Origin of the sequence: Serratia proteamaculans, assembly GCF_949794035.1 — a bacterium.
GTDB classification, from domain to species: Bacteria; Pseudomonadota; Gammaproteobacteria; order Enterobacterales; family Enterobacteriaceae; genus Serratia; species Serratia proteamaculans.
The window spans coordinates 86897-102885 of the sequence record NZ_OX461105.1 but is presented as its reverse complement, the minus strand read 5'-3'; the positions used below and the strand labels follow the sequence as shown (position 1 = coordinate 102885).

The 15989-nt window shown below is 54.9% G+C and carries 16 protein-coding genes and 1 tRNA gene; 10 read left to right on the top strand and 7 right to left on the bottom strand.

Translation table 11 applies throughout. From position 1 onward, the window contains the following. Positions 1-77: 77 nt before the first annotated feature. The gene (locus QOT07_RS00465; protein ID WP_283602406.1) at positions 78-827 is read left to right on the top strand and encodes an NAD-dependent epimerase/dehydratase family protein; all 750 of its coding nucleotides are present in this window, start codon (positions 78-80) and stop codon (positions 825-827) included. Here QOT07_RS00465 and QOT07_RS00460 read toward each other — a convergent pair. Further along, on the bottom strand, positions 824-2272 hold the full coding sequence (locus tag QOT07_RS00460) for an alpha/beta hydrolase (RefSeq protein ID WP_099062225.1): 1449 nt from the start codon (positions 2270-2272) through the stop codon (positions 824-826). The genes QOT07_RS00465 and QOT07_RS00460 overlap by 4 nt on opposite strands. A 323-nt stretch (positions 2273-2595) precedes the next feature. Between QOT07_RS00460 and QOT07_RS00455 the strand changes: the two genes are divergently transcribed. The 8 genes from QOT07_RS00455 (at position 2596) to tnpA (ending at position 9948) form a co-directional block, all read left to right on the top strand. Further along, on the top strand, positions 2596-3609 hold the full coding sequence (locus QOT07_RS00455; RefSeq protein ID WP_207978638.1) for a TRAP transporter substrate-binding protein: 1014 nt from the start codon (positions 2596-2598) through the stop codon (positions 3607-3609). 24 nt (positions 3610-3633) lie between these two features. Next, complete coding sequence (locus QOT07_RS00450; RefSeq protein ID WP_283602405.1) at positions 3634-4968, top strand: TRAP transporter large permease subunit; 1335 nt, start codon at positions 3634-3636, stop codon at positions 4966-4968. Between the two features lie 66 nt (positions 4969-5034). Beyond that, positions 5035-6372: an IS4 family transposase gene (locus tag QOT07_RS00445; RefSeq protein ID WP_219017319.1), complete on the top strand. Its 1338-nt coding sequence runs from the start codon at positions 5035-5037 to the stop codon at positions 6370-6372. Next, positions 6353-6946, top strand: a complete 594-nt coding sequence (locus QOT07_RS00440; protein WP_283602404.1) for a TRAP transporter large permease subunit — start codon at positions 6353-6355, stop codon at positions 6944-6946. Before QOT07_RS00445 ends, QOT07_RS00440 begins: the two co-directional genes overlap by 20 nt. A gap of 24 nt (positions 6947-6970) precedes the next feature. After that, positions 6971-7732 carry an SDR family NAD(P)-dependent oxidoreductase gene (locus QOT07_RS00435; protein ID WP_207978643.1) on the top strand — a complete coding sequence of 254 codons (762 nt, stop codon included), beginning with the start codon at positions 6971-6973 and terminating at the stop codon, positions 7730-7732. A gap of 68 nt (positions 7733-7800) precedes the next feature. Beyond that, positions 7801-8838, top strand: coding sequence for a LacI family DNA-binding transcriptional regulator (locus QOT07_RS00430; RefSeq protein ID WP_207978645.1), 1038 nt, complete (start codon positions 7801-7803; stop codon positions 8836-8838). A gap of 103 nt (positions 8839-8941) precedes the next feature. Continuing rightward, a complete protein-coding gene (locus tag QOT07_RS00425) occupies positions 8942-9364 on the top strand; it encodes an HIT family protein (RefSeq protein ID WP_283602403.1) in 423 nt (140 codons plus the stop codon). Positions 9365-9510: 146 nt separating this feature from the next. Beyond that, positions 9511-9948, top strand: a complete 438-nt coding sequence (gene tnpA, locus QOT07_RS00420; RefSeq protein WP_283602402.1) for an IS200/IS605 family transposase — start codon at positions 9511-9513, stop codon at positions 9946-9948. An 87-nt stretch (positions 9949-10035) separates the two neighbouring features. On the opposite strand, the gene QOT07_RS00415 is transcribed toward tnpA, so the two are convergent. Next, positions 10036-10272, bottom strand: coding sequence for a DUF4282 domain-containing protein (locus QOT07_RS00415; RefSeq protein WP_099062231.1), 237 nt, complete (start codon positions 10270-10272; stop codon positions 10036-10038). A gap of 143 nt (positions 10273-10415) precedes the next feature. On the opposite strand from QOT07_RS00415, the gene QOT07_RS00410 reads away from it, so the two are divergent. Further along, on the top strand, positions 10416-11003 hold the full coding sequence (locus tag QOT07_RS00410) for a histidine phosphatase family protein (protein WP_283602401.1): 588 nt from the start codon (positions 10416-10418) through the stop codon (positions 11001-11003). A gap of 65 nt (positions 11004-11068) precedes the next feature. Here the strand turns inward: QOT07_RS00410 and QOT07_RS00405 are convergent, their stop codons facing one another. From QOT07_RS00405 to QOT07_RS00385, 5 genes are all read right to left on the bottom strand, one after another. Further along, on the bottom strand, positions 11069-11800 hold the full coding sequence (locus QOT07_RS00405; RefSeq protein ID WP_099062233.1) for a helix-turn-helix transcriptional regulator: 732 nt from the start codon (positions 11798-11800) through the stop codon (positions 11069-11071). 918 nt (positions 11801-12718) lie between these two features. Further along, positions 12719-13855, bottom strand: a complete 1137-nt coding sequence (locus QOT07_RS00400; protein WP_099062234.1) for an HlyD family secretion protein — start codon at positions 13853-13855, stop codon at positions 12719-12721. A gap of 5 nt (positions 13856-13860) precedes the next feature. Beyond that, entirely contained in the window at positions 13861-14184 is a 324-nt protein-coding gene (locus QOT07_RS00395; protein ID WP_099062235.1) for a DUF3302 domain-containing protein, read from the bottom strand. A gap of 186 nt (positions 14185-14370) precedes the next feature. Then, a tRNA-Sec gene (locus tag QOT07_RS00390) sits at positions 14371-14465 on the bottom strand. Between the two features lie 102 nt (positions 14466-14567). After that, positions 14568-15914, bottom strand: a complete 1347-nt coding sequence (locus tag QOT07_RS00385) for an esterase-like activity of phytase family protein (protein WP_275881014.1) — start codon at positions 15912-15914, stop codon at positions 14568-14570. Between the last annotated feature and the right edge of the window lie 75 nt (positions 15915-15989).

The following is a 15989-nucleotide window of genomic DNA, read 5'->3' as shown; positions in this document are numbered from 1 at the left end:
ATTTGATACTGGACAAATCTTACGCGGCGGATTATTACTGGTCACGACATAATGGACTTTAGGGACTGGCTAAGATCATGACTTTGCGTACTGAATTTGGACGAATTCTGATTACCGGCGCGGGTGGCCGGGTGGCGACGGCATTCCGTCAATCGGTGGGAAATCGCTATCAGCTACGGTTGGCGGAAAAAAACCTCGATCGGCTGACCGATCTGCTGCCTGGTGATGAGGTGATCAGCTTTGATATCGCCGATATTGAAGCCTGCCGTGCGGCCTGCGCCAATATTGACACCGTGCTGCATCTGGCGGCCGATCCCTCGCCCGATGCGGACTTTTGCCATTCGCTGATGGATAACAACATCCTCGGTACCTTCAATATTTTCCGGGCGGCAAAAGACGCCGGCTGCAAACGGGTAGTCTTCGCCAGCAGTGCGCAGGCAGTGGAAGGCTATGCGCTGGATTACCAGATTCGGCCACAGGACGCGCCCAAACCGAAAAATATGTACGGCGTCAGCAAGGCCTTTGGCGAAGGTATCGCCGCCTATTTCGCCCATCAGGAAGGGCTTTCCGCCCTGTCGGTACGCATCGCCAACTTCACCACGCTGAAACCCGGCGAGCAGCTCAGCGCCCGTGACATGAGCGCTTTTCTCAGCCACCGTGACGCCGCCGATCTGTTGGAACGTTGCCTGCGCATTGAAGGCGTGCACCATGCGGTGGTGCACGGCGTGTCCAATAACCGCTATAAGCGACTGTCGCTGGAGGAAACCAGTCGCCTGCTCGGCTACTACCCGCAGGACGATGCATTCAGCATCCTGGGTTTCGCCTAGAGTTTGCTATCGATGCGCTGCAACAGGTAGGGGAAAAACGGGTTCGAGGCAATGCGCATCAGCGAATCGAGATCGACCACCAGCACGGAACGTTCGCCGCGCGCAGCAAGGGTACCCAGGCTAATACCGAACTCATCACGCTGCGCCGGAAACCGACCATACAGCGAATCACTCACCGGGAACGGCAGCGCCACGTGCGAAAGCGAATAAATATCCGCCGGGTAAGTCATGCCCAGCGGTTGCTCGCTTGGCGTGGTAGCCCCGGCCGGTGTCACACTGGCGATCGCCTCGCTGCTTTCCGGTGAGGCGTTGGCGATCACCGTGGTCTGATAACGGCGCGGAGGCGCAGGCAACAGTTGGCTGACCGCCGCCGCCGCGTTTGGCCGCAGTAACGGACCGAAGTTCACCGTACGATTGACGTCAAACAGCACCAGTTCGCTGCCGTTCGCCGGCAGTTCGTTATATAACGCGCGGATCACCGCCCGGGTACTGACGGTGGAATCCATTACCGACTGGAAAGTCAGCACCGGCGCTAATTTATCCAGCTTGCCGTCACGCGCCGCGCGGGCGATTTGCTGTTGCAGACCATTGCTGAGCAGATAGGACTGGCGTGCCCCATTTACCGGGAACGAATTGTATTTAAAAGGATTAAACTCCGGCAGTACCCCAAGCCAGGCGGCTTTGGCAAACGCCGGGAACACCGCCGGCCAACCGGCAATGCCGGCGAAGCGGGCAAAGCTGGTGACACCGATCATCGGTGAGATCAGGATCAATCGCTGCGGCGCCGCCAATTGTGGATCATCCAATGCATCCAGCGCGTACTTCATCGCCAGCGCTCCGCCGTTGGAAAAGCCCACAATATGCAGCGGCTTGTCGCCCCCGGCCTGGCTGCGCGCCTCACGTATTGCTAACCGCGTTGCCGCCAACCAGTCTTGCCATTCAATATCGGTCAGGGCGCCCGGTACCGTACCGTGTGCCGGCAGGCGAATGCCGACCGCCACATAACCCTGCTGCCGGTAATTCTCTGCAATGTGCCGCAGGCTGTAAGGGGAGTCGGTCAGGCCATGCAACAGCACCACGGCACCGCGCGGCTCCCCCTGCGGCAGCAGTTCGTAGGAACGGTTCCAGTCGCGGGCAAAGTGCTCCGGATACACCGGACTGCCATCGAAGTAGCGGTTAAGTGGGATGCGTTCGCTGGCGGAAAGTTTGTCCGTGACGTTGGTCTTCACCTCATCAAACACCCGGCTCTCTGCGGCCAGATAGCCCTGCCAGTCAGTCTTGTCCATTTCGGCAGCCGACAGTTCGTGTGGCACAAAGGTATGCCACGGCTCCAGTGCCGGACCGCTCTGAGTATCATAAATGCGCACCGCAAACAGCGTGAGCAACACAGTGACAGCCACAATCGTCAGCCGTTTGGTCCATTTAATTATCGCCCTGGAAGGCATGCCCACTCCTGAATTCACGGTGATCCCAGCTGCGATTATAGAAGTTAAATGCCCGCAGGGGCAGCCCGACAATCGCCGGCCGTGACCCACCGATTTTTAGAACCTGCTCACAGAACCCGCATTTCCCAGCCATTTTTGCGGATAAAAATTGATCTGCCGACGGAATGTTTGTAGGTTTTCTGTAACGATACACTAAAACGTTACAGTTAAAGACCAGAGACAAAGTATCGTACTCGTTCCCCCTGTCCCTACAGCTTTGCCACGCAGGGGAAATCATCTTCACCACCAGCATCGCAGGCTGTCTGCGATCGGGAGCCAGGCTGATGAAATCACTGACATGCCGCTTAACGCCGCGCCTGTTTATCACGCTGTTATTTATGCTGTTTATCTTGCCACTGCGCGCCAATGCGGCCGAAGTTAACCTGCGGGTCTATTCATCGCTGCCCGATGATGAATATTCCGCGCACGCCATCTGGTTTAACCGTTTCAAACAGAATCTGGACCAGCGCCTGCCGGGCAAAATCGCCCTCAACTATTTCCCCAACGGCATGCTGGGCAAAGAGGCCGATGCCGTCCAGCAGGTGCGTATTGGCGCGATCGACATGATGATCTCCGGCACCTCCATCTGGGGCACGCTGGTACCGGAAATCGGCGTGCTGGATCTGGGTTATCTGTTTAACGATAACCCGCAATTGGGTCGGGCGCTGGATGGCCAGGCGGGCCAACTGCTGAGCGCCATGCTGGCCAAACAAAGCAATATCAAGGTACTGGGCTACGGCTTCAGCCTGGGCGCGCGCAACATTTACAGTAAAAAGCCGCTGCAGTCGCCGCACGACCTCAACCGAATGAAAGTACGCGTGCTGCCGGCACCCAATTTTATCGCCACGCTGAAAAGCATGGGTGCCACGGCGATCCCGATGCCCGGCGGTGAAGTCTATTCCGCGCTGCAAATGGGGGTGATCGACGGCGTGGAACATGACGCTGCCACGGTCTACACCAGCAAGTATTACGAGATCGCCAAATACGCCACGCTGACCCGCCATATCTACAACCCGATTGTCGCCACCATCAGCCAGGCGGCGTTCCAACGCATCCCGCAGCCACTGCAAGCCGAGGTGTTGGCGGCAGCCAGCGAAGCCACGGTTTATGAACGCAAAATCGCGGCGGAAAAAGAAACTCAGGCGATGGAAAAACTGAAAGCCGCCGGCGTGACCTTTACCGAAACCGACCGCGACTATTTCCGTCAGCAAACGTTGCCACTTCAGGCGGCGTTTAGCGGGAAATATCCACAGGCCAAAGCGGTGCTGGATGCCATTCATGCCACAGCGCAGCCGTAACGCCCCTCTGGCGGAGGATTTGCTATGACCCTTCCTGTAACCCTTGAAATGAGTGTGAAAAAAGTGGCCATCCTGACGCAGTTAAGCCGCGCCCTGACCCGTTTTACCGCCTGGGGTGGCGCACTGGCGCTGCTGATCAACGTGGTGGTGGTGTTCGCCTCGGTGATTTGGCGCTACGCGCTGCACAGCCCGATCGAATGGGCGGAAGAAGTGGCGCGCGCGCTGATGGTGACGTTGGTGTTCTTCGGCGTCGCCACCTCCACCGGGCGCGGTCGGCACATCGGCGTCGATCTGTTCCTGCGCTGGGTACCCGCGGTAGCTCGGCCCTACGTAGTGCATGCCAGCCGTTGGGTGCTGGTCCTGGTGGCTTTGGGGCTGACGGTCTCCAGCTTCAGCCTGGTGGGTATTTCACTGCCGCAGACCACCGAACACGGCCTGCCGCAGGCGATCTTTGTGGTGCCGGTGTTTATCGGCGCGGCGGTGATGCTGGTCAGCGCGCTCGATCACGCCTGCCAGGCACCGTTGAAAGTGGTGTTAATCAGCGCCGCCGCCGTCGTGCTGTTGGGCGGCGTGGGCTACCTCAGCCTGCATATCCCGCTGGGATTCAGCTCACTGCCCGCCGTGCTGATGCTGGCCTGCTTTATTCTGGGCATCATCTCCGGCGTGCCGATCGCCTTTACCCTCGGCATGTCGGCGATGGTGTTCTTCCTCAGCGATCCGTCGCTGCCGTTCGTGTTCTTTGCCCAGCAGGTCACTGCCGGCGTCGACCATTTCGTGCTGCTGGCTATCCCGTTCTTTCTGCTGGCCGGTGCGGTAATGGAGGTTAACGGCATGTCGTCGCGGTTGGTTGAGCTGATCGTCCGTGGCATGGGGCGTTATCGCGGTGGCCTGCACATGACCACCATTGTGTCGATGGCGTTTTTCTCCGGCATTTCCGGTTCCAAGCTGGCGGACGTCGCCACGGTCGGCGGCGTGCTGATGCCCGCAGTAAGACGAGCGCGCCAACCGGCGGCAGAGTCGGCTGGGGTGTTCGCCGCCTCGGCCATCATGGCGGAAACCATTCCTCCCTGCGTCAACCTGATCGTGATGGGCTTTATCGCCAACATATCCATTGGCGCACTGTTCATCGCCGGACTGATCCCGGCGCTGTGCCTGCTGGTATTGCTGCTGATTGCCGCCGTGATTTTCGGCAAACGCATCAACGTCGATGACGCCTACCCGGTGCGTATGCCGACCCGCCAACTGCTGATCGGGGCTGCCGTCGGGCTGGTAATGATTTTGATGATCGGCAAGGGCGTGGTGGCCGGTATCGCCACTTCCACCGAGATTTCCGCCTTCGCCGCAATGCCGATCAGTTAAGGATCGGTTGACCGATCCTTAATCTGCGGCAATATAACGGCTTCCATTACAGGGAGCCGTTTTCTTATGCCACTTCTCGATGACCTGCTCAGTTTTAGCGACCAGCCTTTGTTACCGCCACCTTCTGCGCAGATTTTTGCTGAACATCTTCCTGTTGAATGGCTCCAGCATTGCCTTTCTCTGTCTACCCATGCCACCGTCAGACGCCGCCGCCTGCCCGGGGACATGGTGGTCTGGATGGTCGTTTGTATGGCCTTCTTTCGTAATGAGCCCATTACCGATATTGTCCGCCGCCTTAACCTCAGTGCCGATGGCGAAGCCGGCACGCAGCTTCTGGCACGCAGCGCCATTACACAGGCACGCCAGCGTGTCGGTGCTGCCCCTGTTGAATGGCTGTTTCGCCAGACAGCACGAACCTGGGGGACTGAACGCTATCCCAAAGATGACTGGAGAGGATTGCAGCTCTTTGCCGTCGACGGTGCACAACTGCGTACGCCCGATGAACCGGAACTTCGTGCGCATTTTGGTTCCAGTAACACCTCTACAGACCGACAGAGTCCTTTTCCGGTGATGCGTCTGGTGGCGTTGATGAACCTGAGCAGTCATGTTCTGCTGGATGCGGTCACCGGGCCTTACCGGTGTAGCGAGACCCGGTTGGCGCATGACCTGATTAAGGCGTTACCGGATAACTCCATCACCCTGTTTGATAAGCTATTTTTTAGTGCGGATTTACTAACAGGGGTGAACCATGGCGGCGAAAATCGCCACTGGCTACTGCCTGCCCGCAAAGGGATGGTCGCAGACGTGCAGGAAAGCTACGGAGCGGGCGACCGTCTGCTAAAAATGAAAGTCTCTGCGCAGGCTCGAAAGCAAAACCCGGCCCTTCCTGAGTCCTGGTATGCCCGGGCGGTCAGTTACGATATCGGCGGTGTGGAGAAAACCGTGCTGACTTCATTGCCTGCGGATCGTTATCCGGCCAAAGCGGTGGCGGAGCTTTATCATTCCCGATGGGAAATCGAAGTGGGTTTTCGCAATATCAAAAGCAGCCTGCAGAGTAATGCGATGGTGCTGAGAAGCCGCAAAGTGGAGTTGCTGCATCAGGAAGTGTGGGGGTTGCTGCTGGCTTACAACCTTATCAGGCGGGAAGCGGCGCTGACGGCAAAACAGTATAAAAGAGCGCCGTCGGAGATGAGTTTTAAATTTGCTTTTGGGGTAATAGCGACGGAACTGATAGTGCTGGGTAATACGGTATCCCCCGGAACGATACCGAAACGGCTGATGCACCTGAGGGGGAGTTTGGAGGCGATGTTCATAACAAAACGCCCCCGACCATCAAGGCCGAGGGCGGTTAAGATATCAAAAACCCGTTATCCGGTGAATCGTTATGCCTCACCACTTAAGTGAACGGCATTGCGCCTTCGCCGTGGTTTACGCCATCGTGGTCGGTCGGCTGGCCTTTGGGGAACTGACCCTGAAAGCCACCCTGAAGCTGTTTGTCGATACTGCCGCGCTGTCCGGCATGCTGCTGTTTATCGTTGCCTGCGCCACCAGTTTGTCCTTCGCCCTGACCATCGAGATGATCCCCCAGCAGTGCGCACAGCTGCTGGTCGCCATCGGCGCGGACTACGGCCCGTGGCTGTTCCTGCTGCTGTCGATTGTCATCCTGATTATCTTCGGCGCGGTGCTGGAGGGCGCTCCGGCGCTGATTATCTTTGCCCCGATCCTGGTGCCTATCGCTACCCAACTTGGCTTTAACCCGCTGCACTACGCCATTGTGATGATTCTGGCGATGGGTTTCGGCCTGTTTTCCCCACCCATCGGCCTGGGTCTGTACACCACCTGCGCCATCTGCGGTGTGCCGATGCAGGACGTGATTAAGCCGATGGCCAAATACCTGCTGATCATACTGCTCGGCATCATCGTTATCGCGCTGTTCCCGGCGCTCACTACCTGGCTGCCCACGCAGCTGGGTTACTGATTTTCTCAAGCAAGGAGTCACACCATGTTCTCTGATTTAACCAACAAACGCGTGCTGATCACCGGTTCCACCGCCGGTATTGGTCTGGCGACCGCCGCCCTGTTCGCCCAACACGGCGCCAAAGTGGGCATTAACGGCATGCGCAGCGAACCCCCGGCAGAAATAGCCGCCTTTCCCGGTGAATGCGCATTCTTCTCGGCCGACTTATCGCGCTCCGCAGGCTGTGAAGCGCTGGTCGAAGCCTTTGTCGCCCGCTTTGGTGGCATCGACATTCTGATCAATAACGCCGGCGGGCTGGGCGGGCGCAACGGCCTGGAAGCGATAGACGACGAATTCTTTGACCGGGTGATGGACCTGAACTGCCGCTCGGCGCTGATGGTCACCAAATTCGCTATCCCACACCTGCGCGCCTCGGCACGCGAGAGCGGCGCTACTGCCAGTGTGATCAGCACCGGTTCCATCGCCGCACGTGAAGGCGGCGGTATCGGTGCCGGTCTGTATGCCAGCGCCAAGGCCTGGCTGCACAACATTCACCGCAACTGGGTGAAGGAGTTCACCCAGGACAACATCCGTTTCAATATCGTCTCACCGGGCAGTATCGACACCGCCTTCCATCATGGCAAAAGCGAAGAAGTGCTGGGCAAGATGTGCGCCTCGATCCCAATGGGCCGCTTTGGCCGCAGCGAAGAAGTGGCGCCCACTTATCTGTTCCTGGCATCGCATAACTGCAGCGGCTACATCACCGGACAGATTATCGACGTCAACGGCGGACAGATCGCGCCCTAAGGGTCTGTGACTCACTTTCGAGCGCGTGATAAAGTCGCGGTAATGGGTTAATGCAAAACGGGAATGTGATGGCGAATATACGTGATGTGGCACGTCATGCCGGGGTTTCGGTCAGTACGGTTTCCAACGTGCTGAACGGCCGGGTCGATCAGATGCGCAAGGATACGCTGGCCCGTATTGAGCAGGCGATGGCGGCGTTGCAGTACCAGCCGAACCGGGCGGCGCAGCAGCTCAAAACCGGACAGGTCAAAATGCTCGGCCTGCTGGTGCCTTCGATCGTCAACCCCAGCTTCGCTGCGCTGGTGCGTGAGATTGAGCTGGCGGCCAAGCAAAACTACGGCTATCAGGTGCTGCTGGGTGATACCCATCGCCAGCAGGAAGAAGAGATCCGTTTTCTCGACGACCTGCTGGCGTTAGGCATCCGTGGCGTGGTGGTCGCCTCCACCTTTTACGATCGCCCCCATTTCCGTGACGCCCTGAAACGCGGCCTGGTAATGATTAACTACGACGAACGCACCCTGACGGCACCGGGTGAGACGGCACTGCCGATCGACAGCGTGTCGATGGACAATAGCGCCGCCGGCAGCATGGCGGCCCAGCATCTGATCGCCCAGGGCTGCCGCCGTATCGCTTTCGCCACCGCCTCCGGCATGACCAGCAGCCGTGCCAACAAGATTGCCGGTTACCGGCAGGCACTGGAGGCTGCCGGGCTGCCGGTCAGGGTGATCGAAGGTAAAGCGCAGTTCGCCTACGGCGATGCCGAAATGGCCGAACTGGGGAAAACGCTGGCCGAACAAGTCTGCCAGAGTGAACCACGGCCGGACGGTGTGGTAGCGCTGAACGATATGCTGGCCATCGGCATGATTTCTGCCTTGCAGCGATTGGGGGTGCGGGTACCGGAGGATATTTCGGTGGTCGGCATCGATAACATGTTTCTGTCCGAACTGTTCAACCCGGCGCTCAGCTCTGTGGCACCCCCGCTGCGCGAGATGGCAGTGAAAATTGTCGATCGGCTGATCGGCCGGTTGGAAAACCCGGAACTGCCGGTTGAGGAGTTTTTATTTGCCCCCAGCCTGGTACGCCGCCAGTCGGTGATTAACTCGTAGCCCCGGCGGGGCCGCCGGTCCCGCTCTCTTTCACACTGAATACCTGGCTGTGCTAACGCGCGGCGGGGTTTCGCTGCGCCCAAAACCGCAGCAGGAGAATAAAATGAATCATGAATCTTGTGTTTACTGCCATCCGACCGATGAGATCGTGCTGTGGCAAAACTCACAGTGCCGGGCAATTTTTATCGCCGACAGCCCATTCCCCGGCTGGTGTCGGGTGGTGTGGCATGAACACATCGCCGAGTTAAGCGACCTGCGTGACGACCAACGCAACAGCATCATGGCGGTGGTGGCACAGGTTGAGGCGCAGTTGCGCCAACGACTGACGCCGGCGAAGATCAACATCGCCAGCCTGGGCACCGCGCTGCCGCATTTGCATTGGCATATCGTCCCGCGTTACCTCGACGACTCGCACTTCCCTGAGCCGGTCTGGAGCCAGGCGTTGCGGGCGCCAACGGCGAAAACATTGCCGGATAATTTTATCGAGCTGATGCGGGAACGGCTGGCGTTAACTTTGGGGGAATAACAGGATGCCGGGCGATGCCCGGCATTTTTATTTCTAACTGAATACCACGTCCTATGGACGTGGTTATCGACTTTTTGGCTCTGCCAGTAATGCTACTCATGGGAAAATCCGAATCCGTTATCCCCATAACTGATAAGGATTTAACCATGAGTAGGTTCGAAAAAGCATCGCATGTGCTCTGGCATTGTCAATACCATATAGTTTGGACGCCCAAGTGCCGATTTCGAATACTGAAAAACAATGTAGGGAAAGAGGTTTACAGGCAAATAAGAATATTAAGTGAACAACTCCATGTAGAAATAGTGGAGTTAAATGTTCAGTTAGATCATGTTCATTTACTGATAAAGATCCCGCCGAAACTGTCAGTATCAGAAGTGATGGGCCACCTTAAAGGCCGAACAGCTATCCGTTTGTTTAATAAATTCCCCTACTTGAGGAAGCACAAGTTGTGGGGAAATCACTTTTGGGCGAAGGGCTACTGTGTGGACACCGTAGGTGTAAACGCAGAGATGATCCGCAAGTACGTAAAGTACCAAGAGAAACACGAGCAAGAAGAAAACCAGCTGAGTTTACATGGAATGTGAAGTGAGGACCCTTAGGGTTCGAGCTTAGTACGCCCCTATGGGGCGCCCAAGCAATGCCGCCTTCTACGAAGGCGGATTTTTACGGCATTACGGCTTTTCGGAGATTTTGCGCAGGTATTCGTTATTTTTAAACGCAATAATGATCATTTCAAAGCAAACGCGAGTAAACACGCCGCCGATGATGATCGCGAACAGACCACGGAAAAACTCACCGTAGAACATCGCCCCTATCCCGCCAACAACAATGCTCAGCAGGCAAAGCCAGTAAACACCGGTGATGATTTTCGGTGTCAGCATCGCATCAAAAAAGAAAATGTTTTTCATTGTAAATCCTTCCTTAGGCCAGTATTTAATTATCCCAGAGGCCCCGCATCGGTGCGGTAGGCCTTTTGTCACGCCGGTTATGATAGCGAGTAACGCGGCGAAAAGCGCACAGAAATCAGCAAGCCATTACATAAGGGTTGAGGATGTTTAACAAAGTAGCTCACAATTTACTCGGCGGTTTGGCGGCGTTGCTGCTGTTCAGCCAAAGTGCACTGGCGCAGGAAACGCTGATCTTTGTGCGACACGGGGAAAAGCCGGCCAACAACAGCGGGCAGCTGACCTGCAAAGGGTTGAACCGCGCGCTGGCGCTGCCGGACATACTGCTGAGCCGCTACGGCAAGCCGGACTTTATCTTTGCCGCGGGGCCGAAAGAAAACAAAGCCGGCAGTTCACTGCGGGCGCTGTCGACCATCATGCCCACCGCCGTGCGTGTGAGGTTACCGATCGGCATTCAGTTCCACGCCGATGACATCGCCGGGCTGCAACAGGAGTTGCTCAGCGATAAATACCAAAACTCACGCATTTTCATCGCCTGGGAACACAAGAATCTCGATAAGGCGGTGAAGAACATCGTGGCCGCACGCGGAGGCGACGCCAATTCGGTGCCCAAATGGCCGGGTAGCGATTTCGACAGCGTCTTCGTGGTCACGCTGGATCAAGGCAAGGTGTCATTCAGGCAGGAAAGCGAAGGGTTAACCGCGTTGGCGGAGACCTGTCCTTCTGCCAGATAAAGCCAAACTGCCTTCGGCTGGTTCGGTGAGATGACATAAAGGAGTCTCACCGGGCCTGACTCATTTTATCTGGCTGCTGACGACGTCATAAGCCCCAACTCAACACCCAACCGAATAGCCTGCCGGGCGTTACTGACGCCAAGTTTAACCACAATATTTCTCATATGAAACTTCACCGTACTCGGGGAAATACTGGCGATGGCGGCAATCTCGCCATAGGTTTTCCCCATACTGGCCCAATACAGCACTTCACTCTCCCGTGGGGTAAAAATGGGTTTTTCCGTATCCGTATGATGCTTCCGCCGGCTGGAAGAGACGGAGCCTGCGAGACGATACATTTGTTCATTGATATCGATCAGCAACATTTGCATGGCTCCGCGATCGGATGAGATCCGCTTTTCCAGATCCTCTTCTCCACTGCCGCCGAGGATGACCGATAACAACGCCAAGCTATTCATAGAGTCGTGCAACACAAAGGTGAAGCCGTTAACAATGTTGTAGCGCCTGGAAAGGCAAAAAATCTTATCTGACATCAGGGTGATATTTTCGTCCCAGACAAAGGGCGAGCTGCGCTTGAACGCGGTCAGCACCACCGGGTCAGTGAGCTGGAAATTGTTGGTGCGGTAGAGATCTACCCATTCTTCAGGATAGCTGGAAATAATAAGTACATCTGACGGATCTTTTTTTCTAATCACCGTGTAGGCGAATTCAGGGCTACCGAGTGAGGACAACTTTCGGTCGATATGTCCCCTGAGCGTTTCCGTTATTGTTTGATTTTCACTGAAGGAAGAAAACATACGGGCTCCGTGGCAGTCTGACTTGGTCCATTTAGTGAGAAAACCTGCACTTATGTAGAGGTACGAGCTGCACTTAAGTTCAGGTTATGAATCAGGCACTCTGTCTTATAATGAACCGCGTTAGGCGAAGAGTAAAAAACTGCTCTGCAAGATCAGGTAGGTCACTCAGCCAACACCAGGGAAACTTTCCGGTCAGACAGAATAGACAAAAAGTCACTGCTGGCCGGGATCCTCACCTTAACCCTGCTAATTTACTCTTTCAAACTCATCTTTTCCAGGGCCGCAGGCCGTCTACCCGACCTTATTGGGTTGCTTTCTATGCCAGACAACCGACGTCTATTGTCACCGATAACTTCGTTGTTCAGGGGTTAGGGAATGACTGTACGTTGGGCCTGTTTTGTATTTTCCATTTCAATGTTCTATTAATAGAACAACTCTCCACTTAATAATAAAGAATTTAAATTATTCAAAAAATGATATAAAAATAGAATACCATCACACTGACAATATAAATTTATTATATATTGAAGTAATCCACGGCGAAGAACATGTAAACTTAAATAATAGACACCTAAATTTACTAATAAAAAACTAATGCTTTGTATTTGGCTTGTGGGATTGAATATATACGAGAACCTGTAAATATCTTTCTTAGCGGGGCTAAGGGTAGCACCGCACTGATTAAGGAAAGATCATCATGGCTAAATCCCCTATCGGTACTACAGCCTCTACCGGGCACAAGTGCCCTGAAAGCGGCGTCTGGACAGTTGTAGGTACACCATCAACCACCGCTCCTATTGCTAAAGGCAATACCATGCCCCCCTATAATAACCAGGCTGTCACCTGGCGATTAACGCAATATGCCTAAACCGTAAGTCACTAAGCCGCCTCCTCAGGAAGCGGCTTTTTTATACTGAGTTAGTGATCCAAATACAGATAGTGCATCCAACTGGTCATTCGTAACAGTACCTTGCGCATTACCGCCACATGGGTAAAGTGATCGGAGTAAACTGCCACCTGAGAAAAAATGCCGTCAGGTAATTCGTCAACTTCACTGTTAGGCGCCAGCTCAATCACGGCCAGAACACCATCGCTGCCAGGCGTCATGCTCAGCGATTGCAGTGTGCCCTGCGCCTGATATGAACCACCGGGCACCACCGGGAGAATTCTTATCAATTTGCCTGGGAAGACCTGGCCGGGAAACGCATTAAACACCACTTCGGCCTCATCACCGGCTTTCAAGCGCAGCAACGAGTTTTGTCGGAACTGCGCGATAATCTGGCGTTTTTGCTCAGGAATAAACACCATGACCGGGCGCAATGGCAACGCCGCGGCATAGGTACCTGGGCGGATCAGCACCTGGGTGATGTAACCGTTGCTTGGGGCACGGATCACCGTTTGATCAAGATTATATTTGGCCTCGGCTAACTGCGCCCTGAGGCTCACGATTTGAGATTGCTCCCCGTTAATTACGCTGTCTAACTGACTTTTTATCTGTGCCTGTTCAGCCACCGAGCCTTTTACCAACGCATCTTGTGCCAGATAGTTCTGTCGGGCGTTATCAATATCACTTTCCGAAAATGGATTGACCTTGGCCTGACTGCCCCTGACATAACGTTGGTAGTCTTTATATAACCGATCGCGTTCCGCGCTAACCCGAGAAGTGTTGGCAATAGCTTCATCGAGCTGCCCTTTGAGCACCTGAGTATTATTAATCGCGGTGACCAGGTCGGCCTGAAGTCTATTAACTCTTGCCTGGTAGCGCACAGGGTCTAATTTAAACAGCACTTCACCTTTTTTAATTAATACGTTTTGCTTATCGGTTACTTCGCTAACGATACCTGTCACCTGCGGAGTAATAGGGATAGAGATCACCGCTTTCTGCGCCAGGTAAGTATAGGGGTGGTTGTAATTCATTAGCAGAATTAACGCCCCGATTAAAAACACTCCGCCCAGTGCAGCGGTAGGCACGGTCCATTTATTGACCGGGATTTTGAAAATTTTAAAAATAGACCAGGCAAAAGCGACATACGTCAGGATAATGAGCAGATCCATGGTGGCTACTCCGAAGGCGGCATTTTATTATCACCCAGTTTCAACTCCAGCTCCGCCACACGTTGCTGCAACTGTGCGAACGATGCCTCCTGACCTTGCATACCCCAACCACGCTCGGGGCGGTATAACGTAGCCCATATCCATAAAAACGGCCAGATAACATGCAGAGTAAATAAACTCACCCAGCCCGCGACATGGATAGCATCGGCATGCGGATGGTTACGTGCCTTTGCAATGAGATAGGGGATATCATGAAGAATAATAATCCCATAGAAAATAATAAGGAAAACCAGAATAAGGACACCCAGCGCAAAGTAATTAAGAAACATAACCGCCTCTAATTTACGGATCCAGTGTTCAATGGTAAAGATAGACGCGTTTTTAGCTCTTTGTGCTAAAACTGGTGAAGTTTATTTTCACCAAAAATTTATTATCTGCCATTAGTTAGAATGAAAGCAGTTCTGCACTGATTTGGGGGGATTTATGGAATTTACAGAAACTGTCAGGATGAAATTTGGCGGAAGATCACAGGAGTCGAACCTGCCCAGGACCGCTGGCGGCCCCAACCGGATTTGAAGTCCGGCCGCCCCACCGGGGACGAGGATCTTCCTTCGGGAATCGGAAGCAAGGGGCTGATTATAGCGCAGTTTACCCTCAGTGCTAAGAGGGAAATAGCACTAGCCCCCGGCAATGCGCCGGAGGCTCGCAGGGTTTAAGGCTTCAGCAAGTCCTTCACGTCCAGCAGGATAAACTCGTTGTCATCCGCCACGTTCGGCTGACGGCTGGAGGAGAACGGGAAGTTATTATCATTGCCAACAATGATATGGCTACCGTCCACCACATCCACGTTTTCAATGGTGAAGAACGGGAAGGTCAGCACGCCGTTGTTCAGCGGTTTGTGCGCCAGTTTGTTCGGATCCTGAATGTTCATCAGGTCAATATAGGCCAACTTGTCGACCGGTTTACCGACGTTATCGTCGGAGAAAGCAATTTTATATACCCGTTTAAACTTCGCCACCTGGTTGAAGCAGTTGTCGGTCGGTGCGCCCGCCGCACAGGCTTTGTCCTGTGTGCCTTCGCCGTTATCACGCTCAATCACCAGCCCATGGGTGGCGTCGATCATATTGAAATCACCGATGGCGTTCTGATTGTCTTCCAACACATATTGCCAACTGCGGCCGGTCCAGGCCTGCTGCTTCACGTCGAATTCCAGCACCCGCAGATAGCGTTTGCCGTCGAGGTTCTCAAACTTTTCACCGTCCCACAGTGCGCCCTCCAGCAACGGGTACAGTTTGCTGCCGTCCGGTGACGCCGCCATGCCCTCAAAGCCCTTGGAACGTGCCACCTGGAAGTTCTGTTTGCCGTCCGGCGCACCCGGCAGGGTCAGCGTCGGGTTATCCGGCGACTTCACTACCTTGCCGTCCACCTTGGTGTCAAACACCGCCAGCACCTTGCCGTTCAGATCGGCCTTGATCAGATAAGGCCCGAACTCGTCGCCAATCCACAGGGCATTGTCGGCGAACTGGAAGCTTTCCGGGTCAAAATCGCTGCCGGTCAGGTAACGTTTATCGGTGCTCTCATTGATGATATGGAAGGGCACATTTTTGTCGGGATCGTGCAGAAACACCGTTTTCAGTGGCGTCACCGTGCCGTTGCCGAAGTCGATTTTGTAGTGATTGAGGTACAGCATGGCATCCGGCGAATTGGCCTTGCTGCCGAAGCCGTTGTCGGTCAGCACCCAGTAGGTGCCGTCGGGCATATGCTTGATGCCGGAATGGCCCTGCAGCGGCTGGCCGTTGATCGGCAGGCCGATACCGGTCATGCGATCGGCGGATTTGCCCGCCACGCTGCCCAGTTCGGTCACGCGTTTGCCGCTGGTGTATTTACCGCTTTGCTGCAAATCGGCGGGGGCATCCTGTGGGGCTGCAACGTTGGATTTCACCGCCAGTAACGCGTGTCCGGCCAAGGTCGCTGGCACCGGTTGAGCTTCTGCCCACAGGTTACTGCTCAGCGCCATACAGCCGGCCAACAGCGCCAGGCGGGTTTTGGTGATGTGCATGTCTTGGTTCCCTTTTTGTTGTTATCGCCCAGAAGTAAAAGCAACGTCACTATAGGGAGCCGCAATGACAGAAAT

Coding starts and splice junctions, on each gene's coding strand:
- QOT07_RS00455 (WP_207978638.1), top strand. CDS start 2,596: ATGAAATCACTGACATGCCGCTTAACGCCGCGCCTGTTTATCACGCTG.
- QOT07_RS00410 (WP_283602401.1), top strand. CDS start 10,416: ATGTTTAACAAAGTAGCTCACAATTTACTCGGCGGTTTGGCGGCGTTG.
- QOT07_RS00440 (WP_283602404.1), top strand. CDS start 6,353: ATGCCTCACCACTTAAGTGAACGGCATTGCGCCTTCGCCGTGGTTTAC.
- QOT07_RS00400 (WP_099062234.1), bottom strand. CDS start 13,855: ATGGATCTGCTCATTATCCTGACGTATGTCGCTTTTGCCTGGTCTATT.
- QOT07_RS00450 (WP_283602405.1), top strand. CDS start 3,634: ATGACCCTTCCTGTAACCCTTGAAATGAGTGTGAAAAAAGTGGCCATC.
- QOT07_RS00460 (WP_099062225.1), bottom strand. CDS start 2,272: ATGCCTTCCAGGGCGATAATTAAATGGACCAAACGGCTGACGATTGTG.
- QOT07_RS00395 (WP_099062235.1), bottom strand. CDS start 14,184: ATGTTTCTTAATTACTTTGCGCTGGGTGTCCTTATTCTGGTTTTCCTT.
- QOT07_RS00415 (WP_099062231.1), bottom strand. CDS start 10,272: ATGAAAAACATTTTCTTTTTTGATGCGATGCTGACACCGAAAATCATC.
- tnpA (WP_283602402.1), top strand. CDS start 9,511: ATGAGTAGGTTCGAAAAAGCATCGCATGTGCTCTGGCATTGTCAATAC.
- QOT07_RS00425 (WP_283602403.1), top strand. CDS start 8,942: ATGAATCATGAATCTTGTGTTTACTGCCATCCGACCGATGAGATCGTG.
- QOT07_RS00430 (WP_207978645.1), top strand. CDS start 7,801: ATGGCGAATATACGTGATGTGGCACGTCATGCCGGGGTTTCGGTCAGT.
- QOT07_RS00445 (WP_219017319.1), top strand. CDS start 5,035: ATGCCACTTCTCGATGACCTGCTCAGTTTTAGCGACCAGCCTTTGTTA.
- QOT07_RS00435 (WP_207978643.1), top strand. CDS start 6,971: ATGTTCTCTGATTTAACCAACAAACGCGTGCTGATCACCGGTTCCACC.
- QOT07_RS00465 (WP_283602406.1), top strand. CDS start 78: ATGACTTTGCGTACTGAATTTGGACGAATTCTGATTACCGGCGCGGGT.
- QOT07_RS00405 (WP_099062233.1), bottom strand. CDS start 11,800: ATGTTTTCTTCCTTCAGTGAAAATCAAACAATAACGGAAACGCTCAGG.
- QOT07_RS00385 (WP_275881014.1), bottom strand. CDS start 15,914: ATGCACATCACCAAAACCCGCCTGGCGCTGTTGGCCGGCTGTATGGCG.